The following is a 16993-nucleotide window of genomic DNA, read 5'->3' as shown; positions in this document are numbered from 1 at the left end:
CCTGCCGCCGAGGTCATGATGGGCGCGTGACTGAACGAGTCGGTGCGCGCGAGCTGCTGCGCCGCGTGCTGGACGAGGATGGCTGGACGTGCTGGGACACCCCTCCCGCCGGGCTGCCCGGCCCCGCGTCCCCCTACGGGAGGGAACTCGCCGCCGCCCGCGAACGCAGCGGATGCGACGAGGCCGTCGTCACCGGGGAGGGCCGGCTGCGCGGCCGCCGCGTCGCGTTCGTCGTGTCCGAGTTCCGCTTCCTCGCCGGTTCGATCGGCCTCGCGACCGCCGACCGGATCGTCGCCGCCGTCGAACGCGCCACCGCCGAGGGCCTTCCGCTGCTCGCCGCGCCGTCGTCCGGCGGCACCCGCATGCAGGAGGGGACGGCCGCGTTCGTCCAGATGGCCCGCATCACCGCCGCCGTCATGGCCCACCGTGCCGCCGGGCTGCCCTACCTCGTCTATCTGCGGCACCCCACGACGGGCGGGGTGTTCGCCTCGTGGGGGTCGCTCGGTCATATGACGGCCGCCGAACCCGGCGCGCTGATCGGTTTCCTGGGGCCGCGCGTTTACGAGGGGCTGTACGGGGAGCCGTTCCCCAGCGGCGTTCAAATCGCGGAGAACCTTGCCGCCAAGGGACTCCTGGACGCCGTGATGGACATCGACGACCTGGGCGAGGTGGCGTCCCAGGCGTTGAACGTCCTATGCGGAAGCCCGCCCGTGTCTGCCTCGGCCCAGGCTCCCGTGGGGGTCGTCCGAGAGGTGACGGCATGGGAGTCGATCGAACGGTCCCGCCGCCCCGACCGTCCAGGCGTCCGCGAACTACTCCGGTACGGCGCGACGGACGTGACCCCTCTGTCGGGCACCGGCCAGGGAGAGGCCGACCCGGGCCTGCTGCTCGCCCTGGCCCGATTCGGCGCGGCCCCTTGCGTCGTCGTGGGCCAGGATCGGAGCAGCCAGCGCACCGGCCACCCCCTTGGCCCGGCCGGCCTCCGCGTTGCCCGGCGCGGGATGAGCCTGGCCGCCGAGCTGGCCCTGCCGCTGGTCACCGTGGTCGACACGCCCGGCGCCGTCCTGTCCGCCGAGGCGGAGGAGGGCGGCCTCGCCGGCGAGATCGCCCGCTGCCTGGCCGACCTGATCACCCTTCCCGCGCCGACGCTGTGCCTGCTGCTGGGCGAGGGCACGGGCGGGGCGGCGCTGGCGCTGCTGCCCACCGACCGGGTGCTCGCCGCCGCCCATGCCTGGCTCTCCCCGCTCCCGCCCGAGGGCGCGTCGCTGATCGTCCACCGGACCGTCGCACGGGCGCACGAGATGGCGGCGGCGCAGGGCGTCCGCTCGGCGGACCTCCTGCGCGACGGCCTGGCGGACGAACTCGTCCCCGAGCACCCGGACGCGGCGGACGAGCCCGAACCGTTCTGCCGCCGCGCCGCGGCCGCCGTGGAACGAGGACTCTCCGGCCTGGTCCCCGGCGGACCCGCCGCCCGCCAGGCCCGCTATCGTCCGCCCACATGACCGACCCCGTCACCCGGACGGCCTACGACGCCGTCGCCGCCCTCTACGCCGACACCTTCCGCGACGTTCTCGACGCCCTTCCGCTGGGCCGCGCGCTGATCACCGCGTCCTGGCCCCGGGCGGGCACCTCCTGCTCGCCTTCCAGGCATGCGACGGCGACGTACCGCGGTCCTTCGATCACAAGGTCACCCTCGCCTACCGCTGGCCGCCCGACCGGCTCGCCGCCCTGCTCCGCGACGCCGGCCTGAACGAAGCCGCCCGCCTCGTCCGGGAACCGACCGACCTGGAACGCTTCCCGGCAGGCCACCTCCTGTTCCGCAAACCTGCATAGCCCCGGTCGTCGTCCGGCGGGGCACTGGTACCCGTGCGCGGCACCGGTCCCCCGTGCGGGGGAGGCGGATGGTGCCGACGGGTGATCCGGATGGCCGGTCACGGCTGTGACCTTGGAATCGTCAGACTTTCCGAGAGAGGCAGCGATGACCGTTCTGAGTACGCCGGCGGCTCCGGCCGGGTGGCTGCGAGCCATGTGGGCCGCCGCACACGAACCTGTTGCGGGTGTTCCCCGCTGGGCGCGGATCGCCGCGCTGGCCGTCCCGTTCACCGTGCTGCCTTCCGGGCTGTGGCGGATCGCGGCCTTCACCTTCCATCTTCCGATCGTCAGCGGTCGCCTGAGGCAGGGGGACACGAACGGCGACCTTCCGTCCTGGGTGCCCCTTGAGGTGTACGTGGTGCTGCTCTCGATCGTGTCGGAGCTGGTGGCCTTCACCGCGATCGGGTTGATAGCCCGCTGGGGCGAGGTGTTCCCCCGCTGGATACCGGGCCTGCGCGGCCGCCGCGTCCCGACCATGGCCGCCGTGATCCCCGCCGCCGTCGGCGCCGCGATCCTCACGGTGCTGTGGACGGTCACCGTCGTGAACTGCGTGGTCTTCCAGGAGACGATCCAGGGGCGCCCGCTGGAGAACGACGCCCCCATCGGTTTCCATGACTGGAAGGGTGTGCTCGGCGTCGTCGCCTACGCGCCGCTGGTGCTGTGGGGGCCGCTGCTCGCCGCCGTCACCGTCGCCTACTACCGGCGCCGCACGCGCTTGGTTCGAGCCGCCACCTGACTCCGGAGACGTCCCCGGCGGGGGACACGGGCGTCGCTTGTCGCGTACCCGGCGAACGTTCCCGGACGACCGGCGACCACTGAGCCGCACGGCTTCCCCATTGACGGTCTAGGCGCGGGTGCAGACGATCGTCGTGCGGCTGCCGCCTTCGGTGTGCACGATGCGGACGGTGCCATTGGAGCGGGTGACCTTCAGGCTCTCCCCGGAGGACCCAGAGGGTCCGGTGGGCGGCTGCCACGAGAACACGCGAGCCGTTTCTGAGGGCACCTTCGCCGGTACGCCGTGCACCACTGCCTGCCCTCCTCCGAAGAACTCGCCAACGTGGATGTGCAGTTTCCCGTCTATCAGCGCCCACCCTCCCATCGGGGTTTCGTCGCGTTGCTCGACACGGAGTCTCCACGTCGACTCGTCGACCCGTGCCGTCCCGCTGATCTGATCGCCGCCTGCCATGGTCACCTGGATCTTCCATTCACCCCGGACGAACGCGGCCACCGCTTTCGCTGCGGGACCGTTCGATCTCGCGCCGCTTCCGCTCGGACCGGTACGATCGTCCCCGGTCCTGCCGCCCCGGCCGGTATCGCCGCCACCGTGGGCTTCGCCGCCGGCCCCATCGCCGTTACAGGCTGCGAGGACACTTGCTCCGACGCCTATCATCAAATAGCGCAGCGTCGTTCGCCGTCCCATGACCTTAGCCACAGTCCGGACGTCTCGCACCGTCATTGGATGACCCCCGAAAATCGTATGAACAATGGACGCTGAGCGAGTTGCCGACTACGCAGAAACGCCATATTTTTCTACATTCTTGGAAGTGTCGATCAAGATATAATGCCATTCATTGTGACAGTGGACCAGGCGGTCCATTCAGACTATCTCATGATCTGGTCCGTCCGCGCAAACCCCGGCCGCCGCGGTTGTGTGCAATGGGCCGGCTCAACGCCGTCCGACCTGGTGGTGAATGGTCCGGCAAGGTGAATGGTGGGGACGGCGCAACGGCCGCCGGCCGGACACAGGGGCTACCGGAGAGTACGGTTGGCGCAACCCCCTGGGCTTGGAGGATCGCATGGCGCAGTTGACCGAGATGGTTCCCCCCGCGGCGGCGGGCGCCGTACTCCGTGGCGTGTTCGCGTTGCCGGCGCCGGTCAAGCGGCTGATCGTGGGAGCACCGGTGAGGCGGGACGGGCAGGAGCTGGCGCTGGACGCGCAGCTGCTGATCCTGATGTCGCGGCTGGAAGGCAGGAACCTGACGGCGGACACGGTGGAGAAGTCGCGCGACGGGCTCGCGCGGGCGAAGGTGCTCATGGGCCGGGTGCCCGCGCGTCCGGTGAAGACCCGCGAGGTGACGATCCCGGACGCCATCGCGGGGCGGCTCTACACCCCCAAGGGGCTCGCGGACGGGTCGCCACTGCTCGTCTTCTACCACGGCGGCGGCTGGGTCATCGGCGACATCGAGACGCACGACACGGTGTGCCGGTATCTCGCCGTGCACGCCGAGGTCCGGGTCCTGTCGGTGGGGTACCGGCTCGCCCCCGAGCACCGGTATCCGGCGGCGGCGGACGATGCCATGACCGCCTACGAGTACGCGGTGAAGAACGCCGCGGAGCTGGGCGCCGACGCCGGGGCCGTCGCGGTCGGCGGGGACAGCGCGGGCGGCAATCTCGCGGCGGTCGTGGGGCTCCTCGCGGAACGCAAGCCGGACTTCGCGCTGCTGTTCTACCCGGCGACCGACCTGACGGGCCGGCGGCGTTCGCGGGAGCTGTTCGCGGACGGGTTCTACCTCACCGACGCCGACATGACGTGGTTCAGCGACCACTACTGCCCTGAGGAGCGCCGGAAGGAGCCCGCCGCGTCGCCGCTGCTGGCCGACGATCTGGCCGGGTTCCCGCCGACCTACCTCGTGACCGCCGGGTTCGACCCGCTGCGCGACGAGGGGGAGGAGTTCGCGAAGCGGCTCGAGAAGGCCGGGGTGCGGGTCGCTCTGCGACGGCAGGAGGACCTCATCCACGGGTTCGCGAACATGTGGCCGCTGGGCGGACGGTTCCAGGAGGCGATGTCGGAGGCGGCGGGCGCGCTGCGCACCGCCCTGGCCCTGAACGCCAAGCCCTGACCCGCCGCAGTGAGCACACGGGCCCGGCCCCTGGTGAGGCCGGGCCCGTGTGCAGACCAGGTCAGAGGGGCAGGCCCGTGAAGACCATGACTTTTTCCTCGGTGTAGTCGGCCATCGCCGACTGGAGGCCCTCGCGGCCGACGCCGGAGTCCTTCACGCCGCCGTACGGCATCTGGTCGGCGCGGTAGGACGGGACGTCGCCGATCACCACGCCGCCGACGTCGAGTTCGCGGTGGGCACGGAACGCGATGTCGAGGTTGCGGGTGAAGACGCCGGCCTGGAGGCCGAACTTGGAGTCGTTGACGAGGTCGAACGCCTCGTCGACGCCGTCCACCGGCTGGACGAACATGACCGGCCCGAAGACCTCCTCGCTGGAGATCTTGGTGCCGGCGGGGACGCCGGCGAGGACGGTCGGGGCGTAGGCGGCGCCTTCGCGGGTGCCGCCGGTCAGGATCCTGGCGCCCGCCGAGACGGCCTCGTCCACCCAGGACTCGACGCGTTCGGCGGCGTCCTGGCTGACGAGCGGGCCGACCTGGGTCTTGTCGTCCCACGGGTCGCCGGTGACGAGGGAGGCGACGGTGTCGACGAGCTTCGGCACGAACTCGTCGTACACGGAGCGGTCGACGTAGACGCGCTGGACGGCGATGCAGCTCTGCCCGGCCTGGTAGTTGGAGAACAGCCCGATGCGCTTGGCGGCCCAGTCGAGGTCGGCGTCCGGGAGGACGACGGCCGCGCCGTTGCCGCCGAGTTCGAGGGTGACGTGCTTGCGGGGCGCCTGATCGTTGATTGCCCAGCCGACGGGGACGGACCCGGTGAACGACACGATCGGCAGCCGCGGGTCGTCGACGAGCGCGGACGCCCGGTCGTTCGGCACGGGCAGGATCGAGAACATCCCGGCGGGCAGGCCGGTCTCGGCGAGGAGTTCTCCCAGCAGCAGCGCCGACAGCGGCGTCGCCGGGGCGGGCTTGAGGACGATCGGGGTGCCCGCCGCGATCGCCGGGGCGATCTTGTGGGCGGCGAGGTTCAGCGGGAAGTTGAACGGCGAGATGCCGAGCACCGGGCCCCTCGGGACGCGGGTGATGTAGGCCATCCGGCCCTCGGCGGCGGGGTCGGTGTCGAGCCGCTGCGTGGTGGCGCTGAAGCGGCGGGCCTCCTCGGCGGCGAACCGGAACGTGGAGATCGCGCGGGTCACCTCGCCGCGCGCCCACAGCAGCGGCTTGCCGTTCTCGCCGGTGATCAGGCGGGCGATCTCCTCGGCGCGTTCGGCGATCCGCGCGGACACGTGCGCGAGCGCCTCGGCCCGCACGTGCAGCGGCAGCGCGGCGGCGTCCCTGCGGAGGGCGTCCGCGGCCGCGATCGCCTCCTCCACCTGCGCCGGCGTCGGCACGGCCGCCTTCCCGACCACGCGGCCGTCGTAGGGATGCGTAACGGTCAGCTCACCGTCACCGGTCTCGGGCCGGCCGGCCAGCCAGAATGGGGTCACGTTCATGCGTTCACGCTACCTACGGCGCGGCCGAATGCGAGTCGCCATTCTGTCCAATCCCGTCGTCTTGAGTGGACGTGACGGCGAGCGCGATCCACAGTTCGGCGCGGACGGCCGGGTCGTCGGGGTCGGCTCCCAGAACCTCGGCGGCCTTGCGCATCCGCGACCGCAGTGTGTGCCGGTGGACGCCGAGCGCCCGAGCCGCCGCTTCGCCCTGCCCGTTGGCCGCCACATAGGCCCGGACGGTGCCGACCAGATCTTCGTCGCGCAGCGGTGCCAGGAGTGTGTCGGCGAAGGCATGCGCCAGTTCCGGGTCGATCAGCCCGAGGACGCCCTGGCCGGGGAGCGCGGAGTGGTGCAGGACGTCCCGCCCCGACCGCACGGCCGCCGCCAGAGCCTCCCCGGCCTGCCGCAGCGCGCCCGCCAGTTCGCCGGAGGCCGCGTCGCTGACGCCGATCGGGCCGGTGCCCGCGAGCAACGACTCGATCGTCCCGCCCACCTCGTCCGGGACGATGACGGCGATGTACCCGTCCAGGGGCAGCGCCAGGCACCGTCCTCCGGCGGGATCGGACTCCAGGACGTCCAGCACGGCGGCGCCGCCCGCGCAGGCCAGCACCCGGACCGGCCCGCGCGGCACCGCCGGGCCGTCGCCCGGACGTCCCAGCAGCAGCGCCGCGAGTGAGGCCCGCAGGTCGCGGCCGGTGCGCGGCGTCTCCGACTGCAGGGTCAGCAGCGCGACGGCCGCCCCGACGATCGTGTGCGCGACATGGGGGAGCGGCGTCCCGGTTCCGACGGCGAGGAATCCGCGCGGCCGCCCGCCCAGCCCGATCCGCTGCACGACGATGTGCTCGCCCGGCAGCGAGAGCGCCATGCTCGCGGACGGGACGTCCGCGCTCCGCGACCTCGGAGGCCTGCGGAGGCGGGCCAGCTCGGGCGACAGCGCCTCGGCGCGGCCGGCGGCGGTGGCGGGTTCGGCGTGCTGGACGGTTCCGGACGGGTCGAGCAGCAGCGCCCAGCCGCCGAGCAGCCTGCCCAGCCGGGTGACCAGCGCGCCCGGCCCGGTGAGCGCGGCGCGGCTCAGTTCCCGCTGGGCCTGGAACGCGCGGGTCACGTCCTCGTACCATTCGGCGGCCAGCATCCGGGACACCGCCTTGCCGATGGCGATGAACGGGGTGGGGCGCGGCACCTCCAGCAGGACGAGCCCCTGGTCGCGTGCCGCCGCGAGCAGCTCGTCCGGGACGGTCTCGTGGATGACGCCGATCGCGAACCCGAGCCCGGCGACACCGCGTCCGACCAGCCGGGACACATAGCCGGCGGCGTTCGCCGGCGTCAGCCGCATGCCGGTGGTGAGGACGAGTTCACCGCCCTCGAGGAACGGGGTCGGGTCCTCCAGTTCGCTGACCGCGACCCACACGACGGTCATGTCGGGGAGCGGGCCGGTGAGCGGCCGCAGGCCGAGCTGGGGGAGCGCGGCCACGGAGGCCAGAGTGGGCGGCATCGCAATCCTTGTGCAAAGTGTCCATCTCGCGGGGCGCATTTCGCCGCCCCGTACGGTTCATGGTAGGCGGCGCCCGGCTTATGTTCAGGCCATGACCAGCGAGGATTTCGGCGGTTCGAGCCGCCTGCCGCAGGAACGCCGCGTCGTGACCGAGATCCCCGGCCCGCGCTCCCGGGAGCTGCAGAAGCGCCGCGTCGCGGCGGTGCCGCCGGGTGTCGGCAGCGTGCTCCCGGTGTACGTGACCGACGCGGACGGCGGGGTGGTCGTCGACGCGGACGGCAACTCGCTGATCGACTTCGGCTCGGGCATCGCGGTCACCGGCGTCGGCAACGCCAACCCGCGGGTCGCCGCCCGGGTGAAGGCGCAGGCGGACCGGTTCACCCACACCTGCTTCATGGTCGCGCCGTACGAGTCGTACGTCGAGGTGTGCGAGAACCTCAACCGGATCACGCCCGGCGACCACGAGAAGCGGTCGTTCCTGGTCAACAGCGGCGCCGAGGCCGTGGAGAACGCGGTCAAGATCGCCCGGTACGCGACGGGCCGGCAGGCGGTCGTGGTGTTCGACCACGGCTACCACGGCCGGACGCTGCTGACGATGACGCTGACCGCGAAGAACATGCCGTACAAGCACGGGTTCGGCCCGTACGCGCCCGAGGTGTACCGGGCGCCGGCCGCCTACCCGTACCGCTGGCCGACCGGCCCGGACGACTGCGGGCCCGAGGCCGCCGCGCAGGCCGTCGACCAGATCACCAAGCAGATCGGCGCGACGAACGTCGCGGCGGTGCTGATCGAGCCGATCCAGGGCGAGGGCGGGTTCATCGAGCCCGCGCCGGGGTTCCTGCCCGCGATCGCCGAGTTCTGCCGCGCCAACGGCATCCTGTTCATCGCCGACGAGGTGCAGACGGGCTTCGCCCGGACGGGCGACATGTTCGCCTGCGAGCACGAGGGGATCGTCCCCGACCTCGTCGCCACCGCGAAGGGCATCGCCGGGGGGCTGCCGCTCGCCGCCGTCACCGGACGCGCCGACATCATGGACAAGGTGCACGCCGGCGGCCTCGGCGGCACCTACGGCGGCAACCCCCTCGCCTGCGAGGCGGCGCTCGCCGTCCTGGAGGAGATCGAGGACGGCAAGCTCACCCAGCGCGCCCGCCGCATCGGCGAGATCATGCTGCCTCGGCTCAGGGCGCTCGCGGAGCGGCACCCGGCGATCGGGGACGTGCGCGGACGCGGCGCGATGATCGCGGTGGAGCTGGTGCGGCCGGGTACCAAGGACCCCGACCCCGACGCGACCGCGCAGGTGGCACGCCGCTGCCACGAGCGGGGCCTGCTCGTCCTGACCACCGGGACGTACGGGAACGTGCTGCGCTTCCTGCCACCGCTCGTGATCTCCGAGGACCTCCTCACCGAGGGACTCGACGTCCTCGACGAGGCTTTCGCGGGTTGACGGCCGGGCCGGGCCGCCCGCCACCGGAACGGGCCGGCCTCCCGCCGGGGAGGCCGGCCCGTCATCATCCGCCCCGCCGGGGGCGGGTCAGCGCGGTTGGAGGGACGCGCCGTACAGGCCGGCGAGGATGTCGTAGGAGCGCAGCCGGTCGCCGTGGTCGAAGACCTGTGTGACGACCATGACCTCGTCCGCGGCCGTCCGCTCGATCAGCGCGTCCATCTCCTTCTGGACGGTCTCCGGGCCGCCCACCACCTGGTCCGCCAGCCGCGAGTCGATCATCTGACGTTCCAGCGGCGTGTACGGGTGGGACGCGGTCTCCTCGGGGGTCGGCAGCGGCCCCGGACGGCCCTGCCGCAGCCGCAGGAACCCCAGCGCCTGAGGCTGCGCCAGCTCGTGGGCCCGCTCGTCGGACTCCGCGGCGGTGACCGAGACGCCGATCATCGAGTACGGCTCGTCCAGCGCGCCGGGACGGAACGAGTCGCGGTACAGCTTCAGCGCGGGGACGGTGTTCTCGGCGCTGAAGTGGTGCGCGAACGCGAACGGCAGCCCCAGCAGCCCGGCGAGCCGGGCGCTGTAGCCGCTGGACCCGAGCAGCCAGACCGGCGGCTCGTTCCCGGCGGCGGGCGTCACCTTGCTGTCCGCGCCGAAGTAGGAGCGCAGCTCGATGACCTGCTCGGGGAAGTCGTCCACCGACAGGGCGTCCGGGGAGCGCCGCAGCGCCCGCGCGGTGGCCTGGTCGGTGCCGGGGGCGCGGCCGAGGCCGAGGTCGATGCGCCCCGGGTACAGCGCCTCCAGCGTCCCGAACTGCTCGGCGACCACCATCGGCGCGTGGTTCGGCAGCATGACCCCGCCGGACCCGACCCGCATCGCCGACGTCGCCGCCGCGACCTGCCCGATCAGCACGGCGGTCGCGGAGCTGGCGATCCCGGGCATCGCATGATGCTCGGCCAGCCAGTACCGGTGGAAGCCGAGCCGCTCGGTGTGCCGGGCCAGGTCGAGGGTGTTGCGCAGCGCCTGGCCGGACGTGGAGCCGCTGACGACGGGCGCGAGGTCGAGGACGGAGAAGGGCACGCTCATAACGTGCCCTAACCCGCCGGGCATCCGTCCTCTTCCCGCTCAGCCCGCCAGGGTCATGAGGACGGGGACGGCGACGACGGCGATCGCGACGGGGACGGTGATGCTGATCCACGACCAGTTCACCAGTGTGCGGGCCCGCGCGGGATCTTCGGGGAACACGGTTTCGGCCTTGGTGTACAGGAGGGCGGCCACCACCATGAGCGGCAGGAACGCGAACATCGTGAGGACGCCGAGGACGAACGCGGCGGCCTGCCCGGTTCTGGTGTAGGTCCCGTCCGGGCCGATGCCGAACGCGGGACGGGAGGCGGTGGCGGGGACGGAGGCGGCGGAGACTGCTTCGGTCATGGAGCGCACCGATCACTAGAGGTGTGACACGGATCATACGATTCGTGATCGGTGCGCGCGAGGGGCCGGCCGCCACTTTTTGGACGGCCGGCCCAATACCAGGGTCAGCGCAGCCGCAGCCCCAGCAGGATGGGGTCGTGGTCGGACGAGCGGAACGCGTCCGGCCGGTAGAACCCGGGCGGGTTGAATTCGGTGTTGTAGTCCAGGAACACCGGCTCGTCGCTGTTGACGTGCCAGATCGTCGTACCGGTCACCTGCTGCGACAGGGACTTCCCGGCGAGGGCGTGGTCGAGTTCGCCCGACTGCCCGTCGAACACGTAGCTGTACCGCCGGTCGGGGCGGACGAACCGCTTGGTCTGGCTGACGAGACCGCCGCCGGTCAGCACCTCGACCGGGTCCTCGGCCGCGTAGGAGTTGAGGTCGCCGATGACGAGCGGGTTCTGCGACCCGTCCGCGATCTCGCCGATCGCCTCGGCCTGGGCGACGCGGCGGGCGTTGTAGCAGCCCTGGCCGTCGCCCTGGTCCTCGTCGGGGCCGTCGGCGCCGCTGCAGCCCTTCGACTTGAAGTGGTTCACGATCATCGTGAACGGCGTCCTGCCCGAGGCGGGCCTGAAGGTCTGCACGAGCGGCGGGCGGTCGAAGACGGGGTCCTGCGACGACCGCGGCGCACCGACCGGCGCGACCTTCGCCGGCTTGTAGATGAGCGCGACCTGGATCGCGTCCGTCCCGGGGTGGGGGTGCTTCACCCACGTGTACGTCCCGGCGCCGGCGGCCTGGTTGAGCCGGTCGACCAGGGCCTTCACGGCGGTGTCGCCGTTGTTCTCGACCTCCATGAGCCCGACGGCGTCGGCGTCCAGCCCCCTGAGCGCGGCGATCAGCTTGGTGAGCTGCCGCTCCTGCTCCTCCGCCGTGTCCGCGCCGCGCTCGCCCAGCGTCGTGAACCAGTTGAGGGCGTTGAAGGCGGCGACGCGCACGTTGCCGCCGACGTGCCGGGGCCTGCCCGGCCGCCGGTTGGTGTTCGCGAAATGTGCCTTCCTGGTCGGCTGCAGGCGGTATTCGCCGAATCCGTAGCCGAGGACGCCGGTCAGCCCGTGCGCCGAGTCGCCGATCCGCAGGACGCGCGGGTCGGTGTACGGGATCGTGTCCGGGTTCTGGACGTTCGACCCGTCATCGACGAGGAGTTTCCGCGCGTCGTTCTCCGCCTGGGTGGAGCCGTGCCCGTCGGTCGGCTGGAAGAGGCGGCCGCCGGCCGCCACGGTCACCTCGCCGTACCGCCCGAGCGTGTAGGTCTCGGTCGCGGTGAGCCGCTGCCCGAACCGCAGCAGCATTCCCTCGTACCGCTCCGGTTCCGCTCCGTCCGCCAGCGGGAGCCGGACGCGGGACGGGGCGACGCGGCCCTTCCCGCACACGTCCACGGCCGACACCGGCGACAGTTCGGTGAGCCCGTTGTACTCGACGGCCTTGCCGGTCACGAGGACGCGGTCGCCCTCCGCGACCTCCGCGGCCGAGTAGACGAACAGACCGTCGGAGGTCCTCGGGTCCGTGTCGGGGGTGGGGTCCTGGATGAAGAAGCCTTTGAGCTGGTCGGACCGCTGGAAGTCCGCGGTGACGACGCCCTCGACGCGGACGGTCCGCCCGCTGACGGGGCTGGTGCCGCCGCTGCCCTGGACCTCGGCGATCTGGTGGTCGGCGGGGGTGCCGCAGGTGGACGGCTCCGCCGCCGCGGCCGTCTGGACGCCGCCGGCGAGCCCGGCGGTCAGGACGGTCGCGAGTGCTGCTGCTGTTCGGCGCATGGCCGGAGACTAGAGCCGCGGCTTTCCCGACCCCCGAACCGTTAATGAAGACTCCATCAATTTGCAATGGATTGTCGGAATCGAGGGTGTCCCATGGCCGGGCCATGACGAAACACCGTCCGGCCCGCCCTCGATAGTCTCCGCAGAAGGCATCGCGCAGAAGGAGAGCCGTGACCGAGTCGCCGGTCGGATCCGAGTACGCCCGCACCCGCGACATCGTCGCCGCCGCCGTCGTCCTCCTCGTCCTCACCGCCGTGCTGGTGATCGTCCTCATCCAGGTGTGGCCGCCCGCCCCGAAGGTCTCCCCCGACGGCCGCACCGAGATCCCCGCGCGGACCACGACCGTCGAGCTGCTCGGGTGGTCGCCCACGCTGTCCCGCGAGACGAGCCTGTTCGTGATCGTCATGGCGGCCGGCGCACTCGGCTCGGTCGTGCACGTCCTGCGGTCGTTCTACTGGTACGTCGGCAACCGCGCGCTGCGCCGGAGCTGGCTGGTGATGTACCTGCTGCTGCCGTTCGTCGGGGCGCTGCTCGGGCTGATCGTCTACCTCGTGCTGCGCGGCGGCCTGACCTCGCCGGCGGGCGGCGCGTCCGACATCAACCCGTACGGCGTCACCGCCATCGCGGCGCTCGTCGGGCTGTTCTCCCGCGAGACGTCGGAGAAGCTCCGCAGCGTCTTCTCCACCCTGCTCGCCTACGCGCCGCCCGGCCGCGACCAGGTGCTCGCGGCCCGGATCACCGTGGTCGAGCCCGCGAGCGGCCCGGTCGGCACCACCGTCGCCGTCCACGGCACCGGCCTCGGCTCCGTGACCGCCGTCCGCTTCGGCGCCGCCGAGTCGCGCATCTCCGACGCGGCGGACACCCTCATCCGGACGGCCGTCCCGCCGGGCGCCACCACGGGCCCGCCGGTGGTGATCACCCCGGCCGGTCCCGTCGCCGCCCCGGAGCCCTTCACCGTCGAATGACCCCGCCACCGGCCTGCCTCTGATCTACTTCGCGTCCTGCCAGTGGGGATGCCAGGCGTCATAGGCGGCGCCGGGGAACACGCGGGGCAGCTCGGACGTCGGCAGCCGGCCGAGTTCGGCGCCCGTGCGCGCGACGCCGAACTGCCGCTCGGTCACGTAGGCGGTGCGGTCCAGGCTCTTCGGGCCGGCGACCAGGCACGTGTAGCGGGGGCCGGGCAGGTCCTCGTCGGGGATGGCGGCGCCGATCGCGAGGCTGTTGGACACCGCCACCCAGCTCCCGAGGCCCACGACCTGCCGCTCGGCGCCCTGGTCCTCCCAGCGGTGCTCCAGGATCGGCTTGGAGAAGATCGGGACGAGCAGATGCGACACCCCGCACGCCTGCAGCTCGCGTTCCCAGCCGGTCGACCGGCCGAGGTCCTCGCAGATCAGCACCGCGAGCCGGCCGAGCGAGGAGTCGAGCACGCCGATCCGCGTGCCGGGCCGGGCGTACTCCACGGCCGTGCCGCCGGGCGGCGCGTCCGGCAGCCGCCACAGCTTCATCTGCCCCGGGTCGAGCGTGAAGCCCGCCAGCTTGTCCTGGACGAGGAGCTCCTGGCCCGTCCAGCGGTCCAGGAGGACGGCGCGGTTCGGCGGCGGGTCCTCGCCGCCGAGCGGGCCGCTGCCGAGCAGCAGGAACCGCAGCGGACGGTGGTCCCGGTCGCGTCCGGCGGTGTCGAACGCGACCTCCTTCCAGTGCTCCAGCAGCGCGTCCGACAGCGACGCCTCCGGCATCACGGCGAGCTGCGCGCCGGACTCGTCCAGCCGCCGGACGATCGCCTTGATGCGGCTGCGGATCCCGGACGAGTCCATCGGGCACAGCCGGTAGACGGTCATCCCGTTCTGTTCCTCGAACTCGATGTCCAGGTCGTCGAACGTCTCCAGGACCGGCGCACAGCCGACCGTGACAGGTTCGTCCCGGCTGAAGTGCGGGTCGTTCACCGCGGGCAGGACGGTGTGGTCGATCCGCTCCCACTCCGCCTGGGAGACGCGGTGGACGCCGAAGAACTCCTCCTTGGACCGCATCCCGCGCGGCCGGCCGGGGAACGCGCACCTGGGCAGCAGCGCGCCCGTCGTCGCCGGGCCGTTCAGCCTCCCCTCGGTCAGGTAGTTGACCAGGACCCCGGCCAGCGCGGGAGCGTCGTGGTACGGCGCGTACGGGCTCGCGTGGGCCAGCGCGATGTCGAGTCCGAGCAGGATCGTGAACCGCCCGAGGTCGCCGCGCATGGCGACGATCCGCGCGGTCTCGGCGGGATCGAGGACACCGCGCTCCAGCACGCCGTCGGCGATCTCCCCGGCCTTGCGCCGCACCCGCTCCTCGGCGTACCAGCGCGTGGCCGTCCAGCTCCGGAAGGCGTCGTCCGGCATCGAGTCGTAGAGCTGGACGAAGAGATCAGCTGGTTCGGCCGGATACACGGCTGCAGCCAACTGATCCGTCATAAGCGCCCCCGGGGGATTGACACGCACGGTTACGGGTGGTGGATCGATGCTAACTCCCCCGCACTCCGCATTCAGTGTCCTCCGCTACAGAACCTGGATCCGCATCACTTGACATTCACTTGGCAAAGCCGCACTCTGGATCTGTCCGGCGGTGCCCGTCGACCCGGGAGTGTGACCATGAGCGCAACGACCGACTCCGTCCGTGACCGCCGGACGGAGGTCCGGCGCCTCATCGACGCGATGGAACACGCCAAGATCATCAGCGACGGCCACTTCAGCGCGCTCGGCATGCTCATCACCGACGCGTCGCTGAGCGCGGACGAGCCCGCCCTGGTCGAATGCCAGGACGGGCTGCAGTGGCTGCACCGCCACTACCTGGACGTCGGCGCCCTGGACGGCCCGCAGCGCGAGCAGCGCGGCCGCATCCTCGGTCTGATCGACGTCGTCCACTGGGCGCTGAAGCGGCTCCCGTCCGGCCTCCAGCTCGCGCTGCAGCCCGACGGCCACGCCGCTCGTTTCATGCTCGCCGTGTCCCGCCGCCAGGGGATGTCCAACCGGCAGCTCGCCGCCGAACTCGGCACCGACGAGACCGAGATCAGCCGCGTGGGCCGCAAGCTGCTGTCGGCGGGCGTCGTGTGGCGCCGCAAGGAGTGGCGGCAGAACGCGTGGGACCTCACGCCCCGGGGCCGCAACTACCTGGAGACGTCCGGCCTCCTGCCCGCGGACGCCGGGGCGGACGCCGACGACGGCCCCGGCCGGCGCGCCGAGCCCGCCCGCGCGGCCGAGACCATCTCGCGCTCACCGGACACCGTCCCGCGCCACACGGACACCAGCCGCCCGACCCGCCCGGCCCGGTCGGGCGAACCCCCGCGTCCCGCCCACGGCTAGGGCGCCGGGCCGCGACGCCGTGGCCGGCGGGTGCGGCGCCGGACGGCCAGCGGCACGGTGAGGAAGATCACGGCGGCGGTCACGGCGAAGGCGGCCGGGTAGCCGGTGTGGGCGGCGGCGACGCCGAACGCGACGCCGCCGATGCCCATGCCGCCGTCGTAGCCGATGTTCCAGAGCGCGCTGACCGTCCCGTAACCGGAGGCGGGCGCCCGTTCGTACATCAACGCCAGGCTCGCGTTCTGCGTCACCCCGAACCCGGCGCCGAACAGGATCATCGAGGCGAACACGGCGGCCGGGGCCGGTACGAGGACCAGCAGCGCGATCCCGGCCGCCGAGAGGATGACGGCGGGCGCCAGCAGGCGCGCGGCGCCGTGCCGGTCCCCGGCGCGTCCCGCCCGCCAGCGGGTGAACGTCGTGGCGGCCGGCTGGACGAACAGCGCCGCCGCCGCGACGCCCCCGGCCGGTACCGCCTCCGGCAGGAACGTGATCAGCACGCCCGCCGCCATCGCGGTCGCGGCGAACGCGACCGCCGGACGCACCAGCCCCGGCGACCGCAGCCCCGCCACGATCCCGAAGCTCCGCCGCCCGGACGTGGACGCGAGGTGGCGCGGCAGGCCGGGCAGCGCGGCCAGGGCGGCGAGCGAGACCACCGAGGCCGCGATGAACACGGCCGGGTAGCCGACCTGTCCGGCGAGCCACACCCCGAGCGGGAGCGCGAGCACCGCCGGCAGCCCGGTGGTGAGCCCGAAGACGCCGAGTGCCTCGCCCCGGCGCGCCGCGGGGGCGAGCGCGGCCACCAGCGCGTTCGGTACCACCACGGCGACTCCGAAGCCGACGCCGCGCACCAGGCTCACCACGATGATCGTCGCCATGTCCGACGAGGCGAGCAGCGCGAGCGGCGGAAGGCCGAGAAGCAGCAGGCCGGCCGCGAGAACCGGCACGTACCCGAACCGGATGAGCAGGCGGGGGAGGGCCAGTTCGGCGAGCACCGTCGTCAGCATCAGCGAGCCCGTCGCGACGCCCGCGCCGGCGCGGCCCGCCCCGCCGTCCACCGCGTACATCGGGACGACCGACAGCAGCAGGAAGACTCCGGCCAGGCTCGTGAAGGTCGCCGCGAACACCAGTGCCAGGTGCCGTCCGACCAGGGGCGGACGGGCGCCGCGGGCGTCCCTCGCGCGCTGAGATGACTCGCTCATGCCGACGACGTTAGGAGACCGGCCGCACCGCCCGGTTATTGAGTTCGTTGCTAATAACGGCGCCCGAGCATGTGAGGAGACTTCATTCCGCGCGTCAGGCCGGTGGGACACAGTCG

The 16993-nt window shown here is 72.6% G+C and carries 15 protein-coding genes; 7 read left to right on the top strand and 8 right to left on the bottom strand.

The features are described from left to right. Positions 1-26 precede the first annotated feature (26 nt). The 3 genes from ACGFK0_RS18345 (at position 27) to ACGFK0_RS18335 (ending at position 2608) form a co-directional block, all read left to right on the top strand. Positions 27-1502 carry a carboxyl transferase domain-containing protein gene (locus ACGFK0_RS18345; protein ID WP_392906157.1) on the top strand — a complete coding sequence of 492 codons (1476 nt, stop codon included), beginning with the start codon at positions 27-29 and terminating at the stop codon, positions 1500-1502. Then, complete coding sequence (locus ACGFK0_RS18340; RefSeq protein WP_392906156.1) at positions 1499-1750, top strand: hypothetical protein; 252 nt, start codon at positions 1499-1501, stop codon at positions 1748-1750. Before ACGFK0_RS18345 ends, ACGFK0_RS18340 begins: the two co-directional genes overlap by 4 nt. 228 nt (positions 1751-1978) lie before the next feature. Next, positions 1979-2608 (top strand): hypothetical protein, encoded by a 630-nt coding sequence (locus ACGFK0_RS18335; RefSeq protein WP_392906154.1) that lies wholly within the window; start codon positions 1979-1981, stop codon positions 2606-2608. Between the two features lie 108 nt (positions 2609-2716). Here the strand turns inward: ACGFK0_RS18335 and ACGFK0_RS18330 are convergent, their stop codons facing one another. Beyond that, positions 2717-3100, bottom strand: coding sequence for a hypothetical protein (locus ACGFK0_RS18330; protein WP_392906152.1), 384 nt, complete (start codon positions 3098-3100; stop codon positions 2717-2719). 568 nt (positions 3101-3668) lie between these two features. Here ACGFK0_RS18330 and ACGFK0_RS18325 point away from each other — a divergent pair. Continuing rightward, positions 3669-4712, top strand: coding sequence for an alpha/beta hydrolase (locus ACGFK0_RS18325; RefSeq protein WP_392906150.1), 1044 nt, complete (start codon positions 3669-3671; stop codon positions 4710-4712). Between the two features lie 61 nt (positions 4713-4773). On the opposite strand, the gene ACGFK0_RS18320 is transcribed toward ACGFK0_RS18325, so the two are convergent. Together ACGFK0_RS18320 and ACGFK0_RS18315 are read right to left on the bottom strand one after the other, a co-directional pair. Beyond that, complete coding sequence (locus tag ACGFK0_RS18320; RefSeq protein ID WP_392906148.1) at positions 4774-6201, bottom strand: aldehyde dehydrogenase family protein; 1428 nt, start codon at positions 6199-6201, stop codon at positions 4774-4776. A gap of 13 nt (positions 6202-6214) precedes the next feature. Beyond that, positions 6215-7693 (bottom strand): PucR family transcriptional regulator, encoded by a 1479-nt coding sequence (locus ACGFK0_RS18315; RefSeq protein ID WP_392906146.1) that lies wholly within the window; start codon positions 7691-7693, stop codon positions 6215-6217. A gap of 91 nt (positions 7694-7784) precedes the next feature. On the opposite strand from ACGFK0_RS18315, the gene gabT reads away from it, so the two are divergent. Then, positions 7785-9137 (top strand): 4-aminobutyrate--2-oxoglutarate transaminase, encoded by a 1353-nt coding sequence (gene gabT / locus ACGFK0_RS18310; protein WP_392906145.1) that lies wholly within the window; start codon positions 7785-7787, stop codon positions 9135-9137. A gap of 87 nt (positions 9138-9224) precedes the next feature. Here gabT and ACGFK0_RS18305 read toward each other — a convergent pair whose 3' ends face one another. The 3 genes from ACGFK0_RS18305 to ACGFK0_RS18295 all read right to left on the bottom strand — a co-directional run bounded on the left by ACGFK0_RS18305 (position 9225) and on the right by ACGFK0_RS18295 (position 12352). Further along, positions 9225-10214 carry an LLM class flavin-dependent oxidoreductase gene (locus ACGFK0_RS18305; protein WP_392906144.1) on the bottom strand — a complete coding sequence of 330 codons (990 nt, stop codon included), beginning with the start codon at positions 10212-10214 and terminating at the stop codon, positions 9225-9227. A 39-nt stretch (positions 10215-10253) separates the two neighbouring features. Continuing rightward, positions 10254-10559 carry a hypothetical protein gene (locus ACGFK0_RS18300; protein WP_392906143.1) on the bottom strand — a complete coding sequence of 102 codons (306 nt, stop codon included), beginning with the start codon at positions 10557-10559 and terminating at the stop codon, positions 10254-10256. A 104-nt stretch (positions 10560-10663) separates the two neighbouring features. After that, positions 10664-12352, bottom strand: a complete 1689-nt coding sequence (locus tag ACGFK0_RS18295) for an ExeM/NucH family extracellular endonuclease (RefSeq protein WP_392906142.1) — start codon at positions 12350-12352, stop codon at positions 10664-10666. Positions 12353-12522: 170 nt separating this feature from the next. Here ACGFK0_RS18295 and ACGFK0_RS18290 point away from each other — a divergent pair, with 170 nt between their 5' ends. Further along, complete coding sequence (locus ACGFK0_RS18290) at positions 12523-13317, top strand: IPT/TIG domain-containing protein (protein WP_392906141.1); 795 nt, start codon at positions 12523-12525, stop codon at positions 13315-13317. A gap of 24 nt (positions 13318-13341) precedes the next feature. On the opposite strand, the gene ACGFK0_RS18285 is transcribed toward ACGFK0_RS18290, so the two are convergent. Next, a complete protein-coding gene (locus ACGFK0_RS18285; RefSeq protein ID WP_392906140.1) occupies positions 13342-14781 on the bottom strand; it encodes a hypothetical protein in 1440 nt (479 codons plus the stop codon). A 189-nt stretch (positions 14782-14970) separates the two neighbouring features. On the opposite strand from ACGFK0_RS18285, the gene ACGFK0_RS18280 reads away from it, so the two are divergent. After that, positions 14971-15681, top strand: a complete 711-nt coding sequence (locus ACGFK0_RS18280; protein WP_392906139.1) for a hypothetical protein — start codon at positions 14971-14973, stop codon at positions 15679-15681. Here the strand turns inward: ACGFK0_RS18280 and ACGFK0_RS18275 are convergent. Further along, positions 15678-16877 carry an MFS transporter gene (locus ACGFK0_RS18275; protein ID WP_392906138.1) on the bottom strand — a complete coding sequence of 400 codons (1200 nt, stop codon included), beginning with the start codon at positions 16875-16877 and terminating at the stop codon, positions 15678-15680. The two genes, ACGFK0_RS18280 and ACGFK0_RS18275, sit on opposite strands and share 4 nt — an antisense overlap. Positions 16878-16993 lie beyond the last annotated feature (116 nt).

It is taken from the genome of Spirillospora sp. NPDC048823, from assembly GCF_043198445.1.
In the GTDB taxonomy this organism is placed as follows: domain Bacteria; phylum Actinomycetota; class Actinomycetes; order Streptosporangiales; family Streptosporangiaceae; genus Spirillospora.
Note: the sequence above shows the minus strand (reverse complement) of the source record. Positions and strands in the feature narration are given on the sequence as shown.

Coding starts and splice junctions, on each gene's coding strand:
- ACGFK0_RS18340 (WP_392906156.1), top strand. CDS start 1,499: ATGACCGACCCCGTCACCCGGACGGCCTACGACGCCGTCGCCGCCCTC.
- ACGFK0_RS18335 (WP_392906154.1), top strand. CDS start 1,979: ATGACCGTTCTGAGTACGCCGGCGGCTCCGGCCGGGTGGCTGCGAGCC.
- ACGFK0_RS18325 (WP_392906150.1), top strand. CDS start 3,669: ATGGCGCAGTTGACCGAGATGGTTCCCCCCGCGGCGGCGGGCGCCGTA.
- ACGFK0_RS18320 (WP_392906148.1), bottom strand. CDS start 6,201: ATGAACGTGACCCCATTCTGGCTGGCCGGCCGGCCCGAGACCGGTGAC.
- ACGFK0_RS18315 (WP_392906146.1), bottom strand. CDS start 7,693: ATGCCGCCCACTCTGGCCTCCGTGGCCGCGCTCCCCCAGCTCGGCCTG.
- gabT (WP_392906145.1), top strand. CDS start 7,785: ATGACCAGCGAGGATTTCGGCGGTTCGAGCCGCCTGCCGCAGGAACGC.
- ACGFK0_RS18305 (WP_392906144.1), bottom strand. CDS start 10,214: ATGAGCGTGCCCTTCTCCGTCCTCGACCTCGCGCCCGTCGTCAGCGGC.
- ACGFK0_RS18300 (WP_392906143.1), bottom strand. CDS start 10,559: ATGACCGAAGCAGTCTCCGCCGCCTCCGTCCCCGCCACCGCCTCCCGT.
- ACGFK0_RS18295 (WP_392906142.1), bottom strand. CDS start 12,352: ATGCGCCGAACAGCAGCAGCACTCGCGACCGTCCTGACCGCCGGGCTC.
- ACGFK0_RS18280 (WP_392906139.1), top strand. CDS start 14,971: ATGAGCGCAACGACCGACTCCGTCCGTGACCGCCGGACGGAGGTCCGG.
- ACGFK0_RS18275 (WP_392906138.1), bottom strand. CDS start 16,877: ATGAGCGAGTCATCTCAGCGCGCGAGGGACGCCCGCGGCGCCCGTCCG.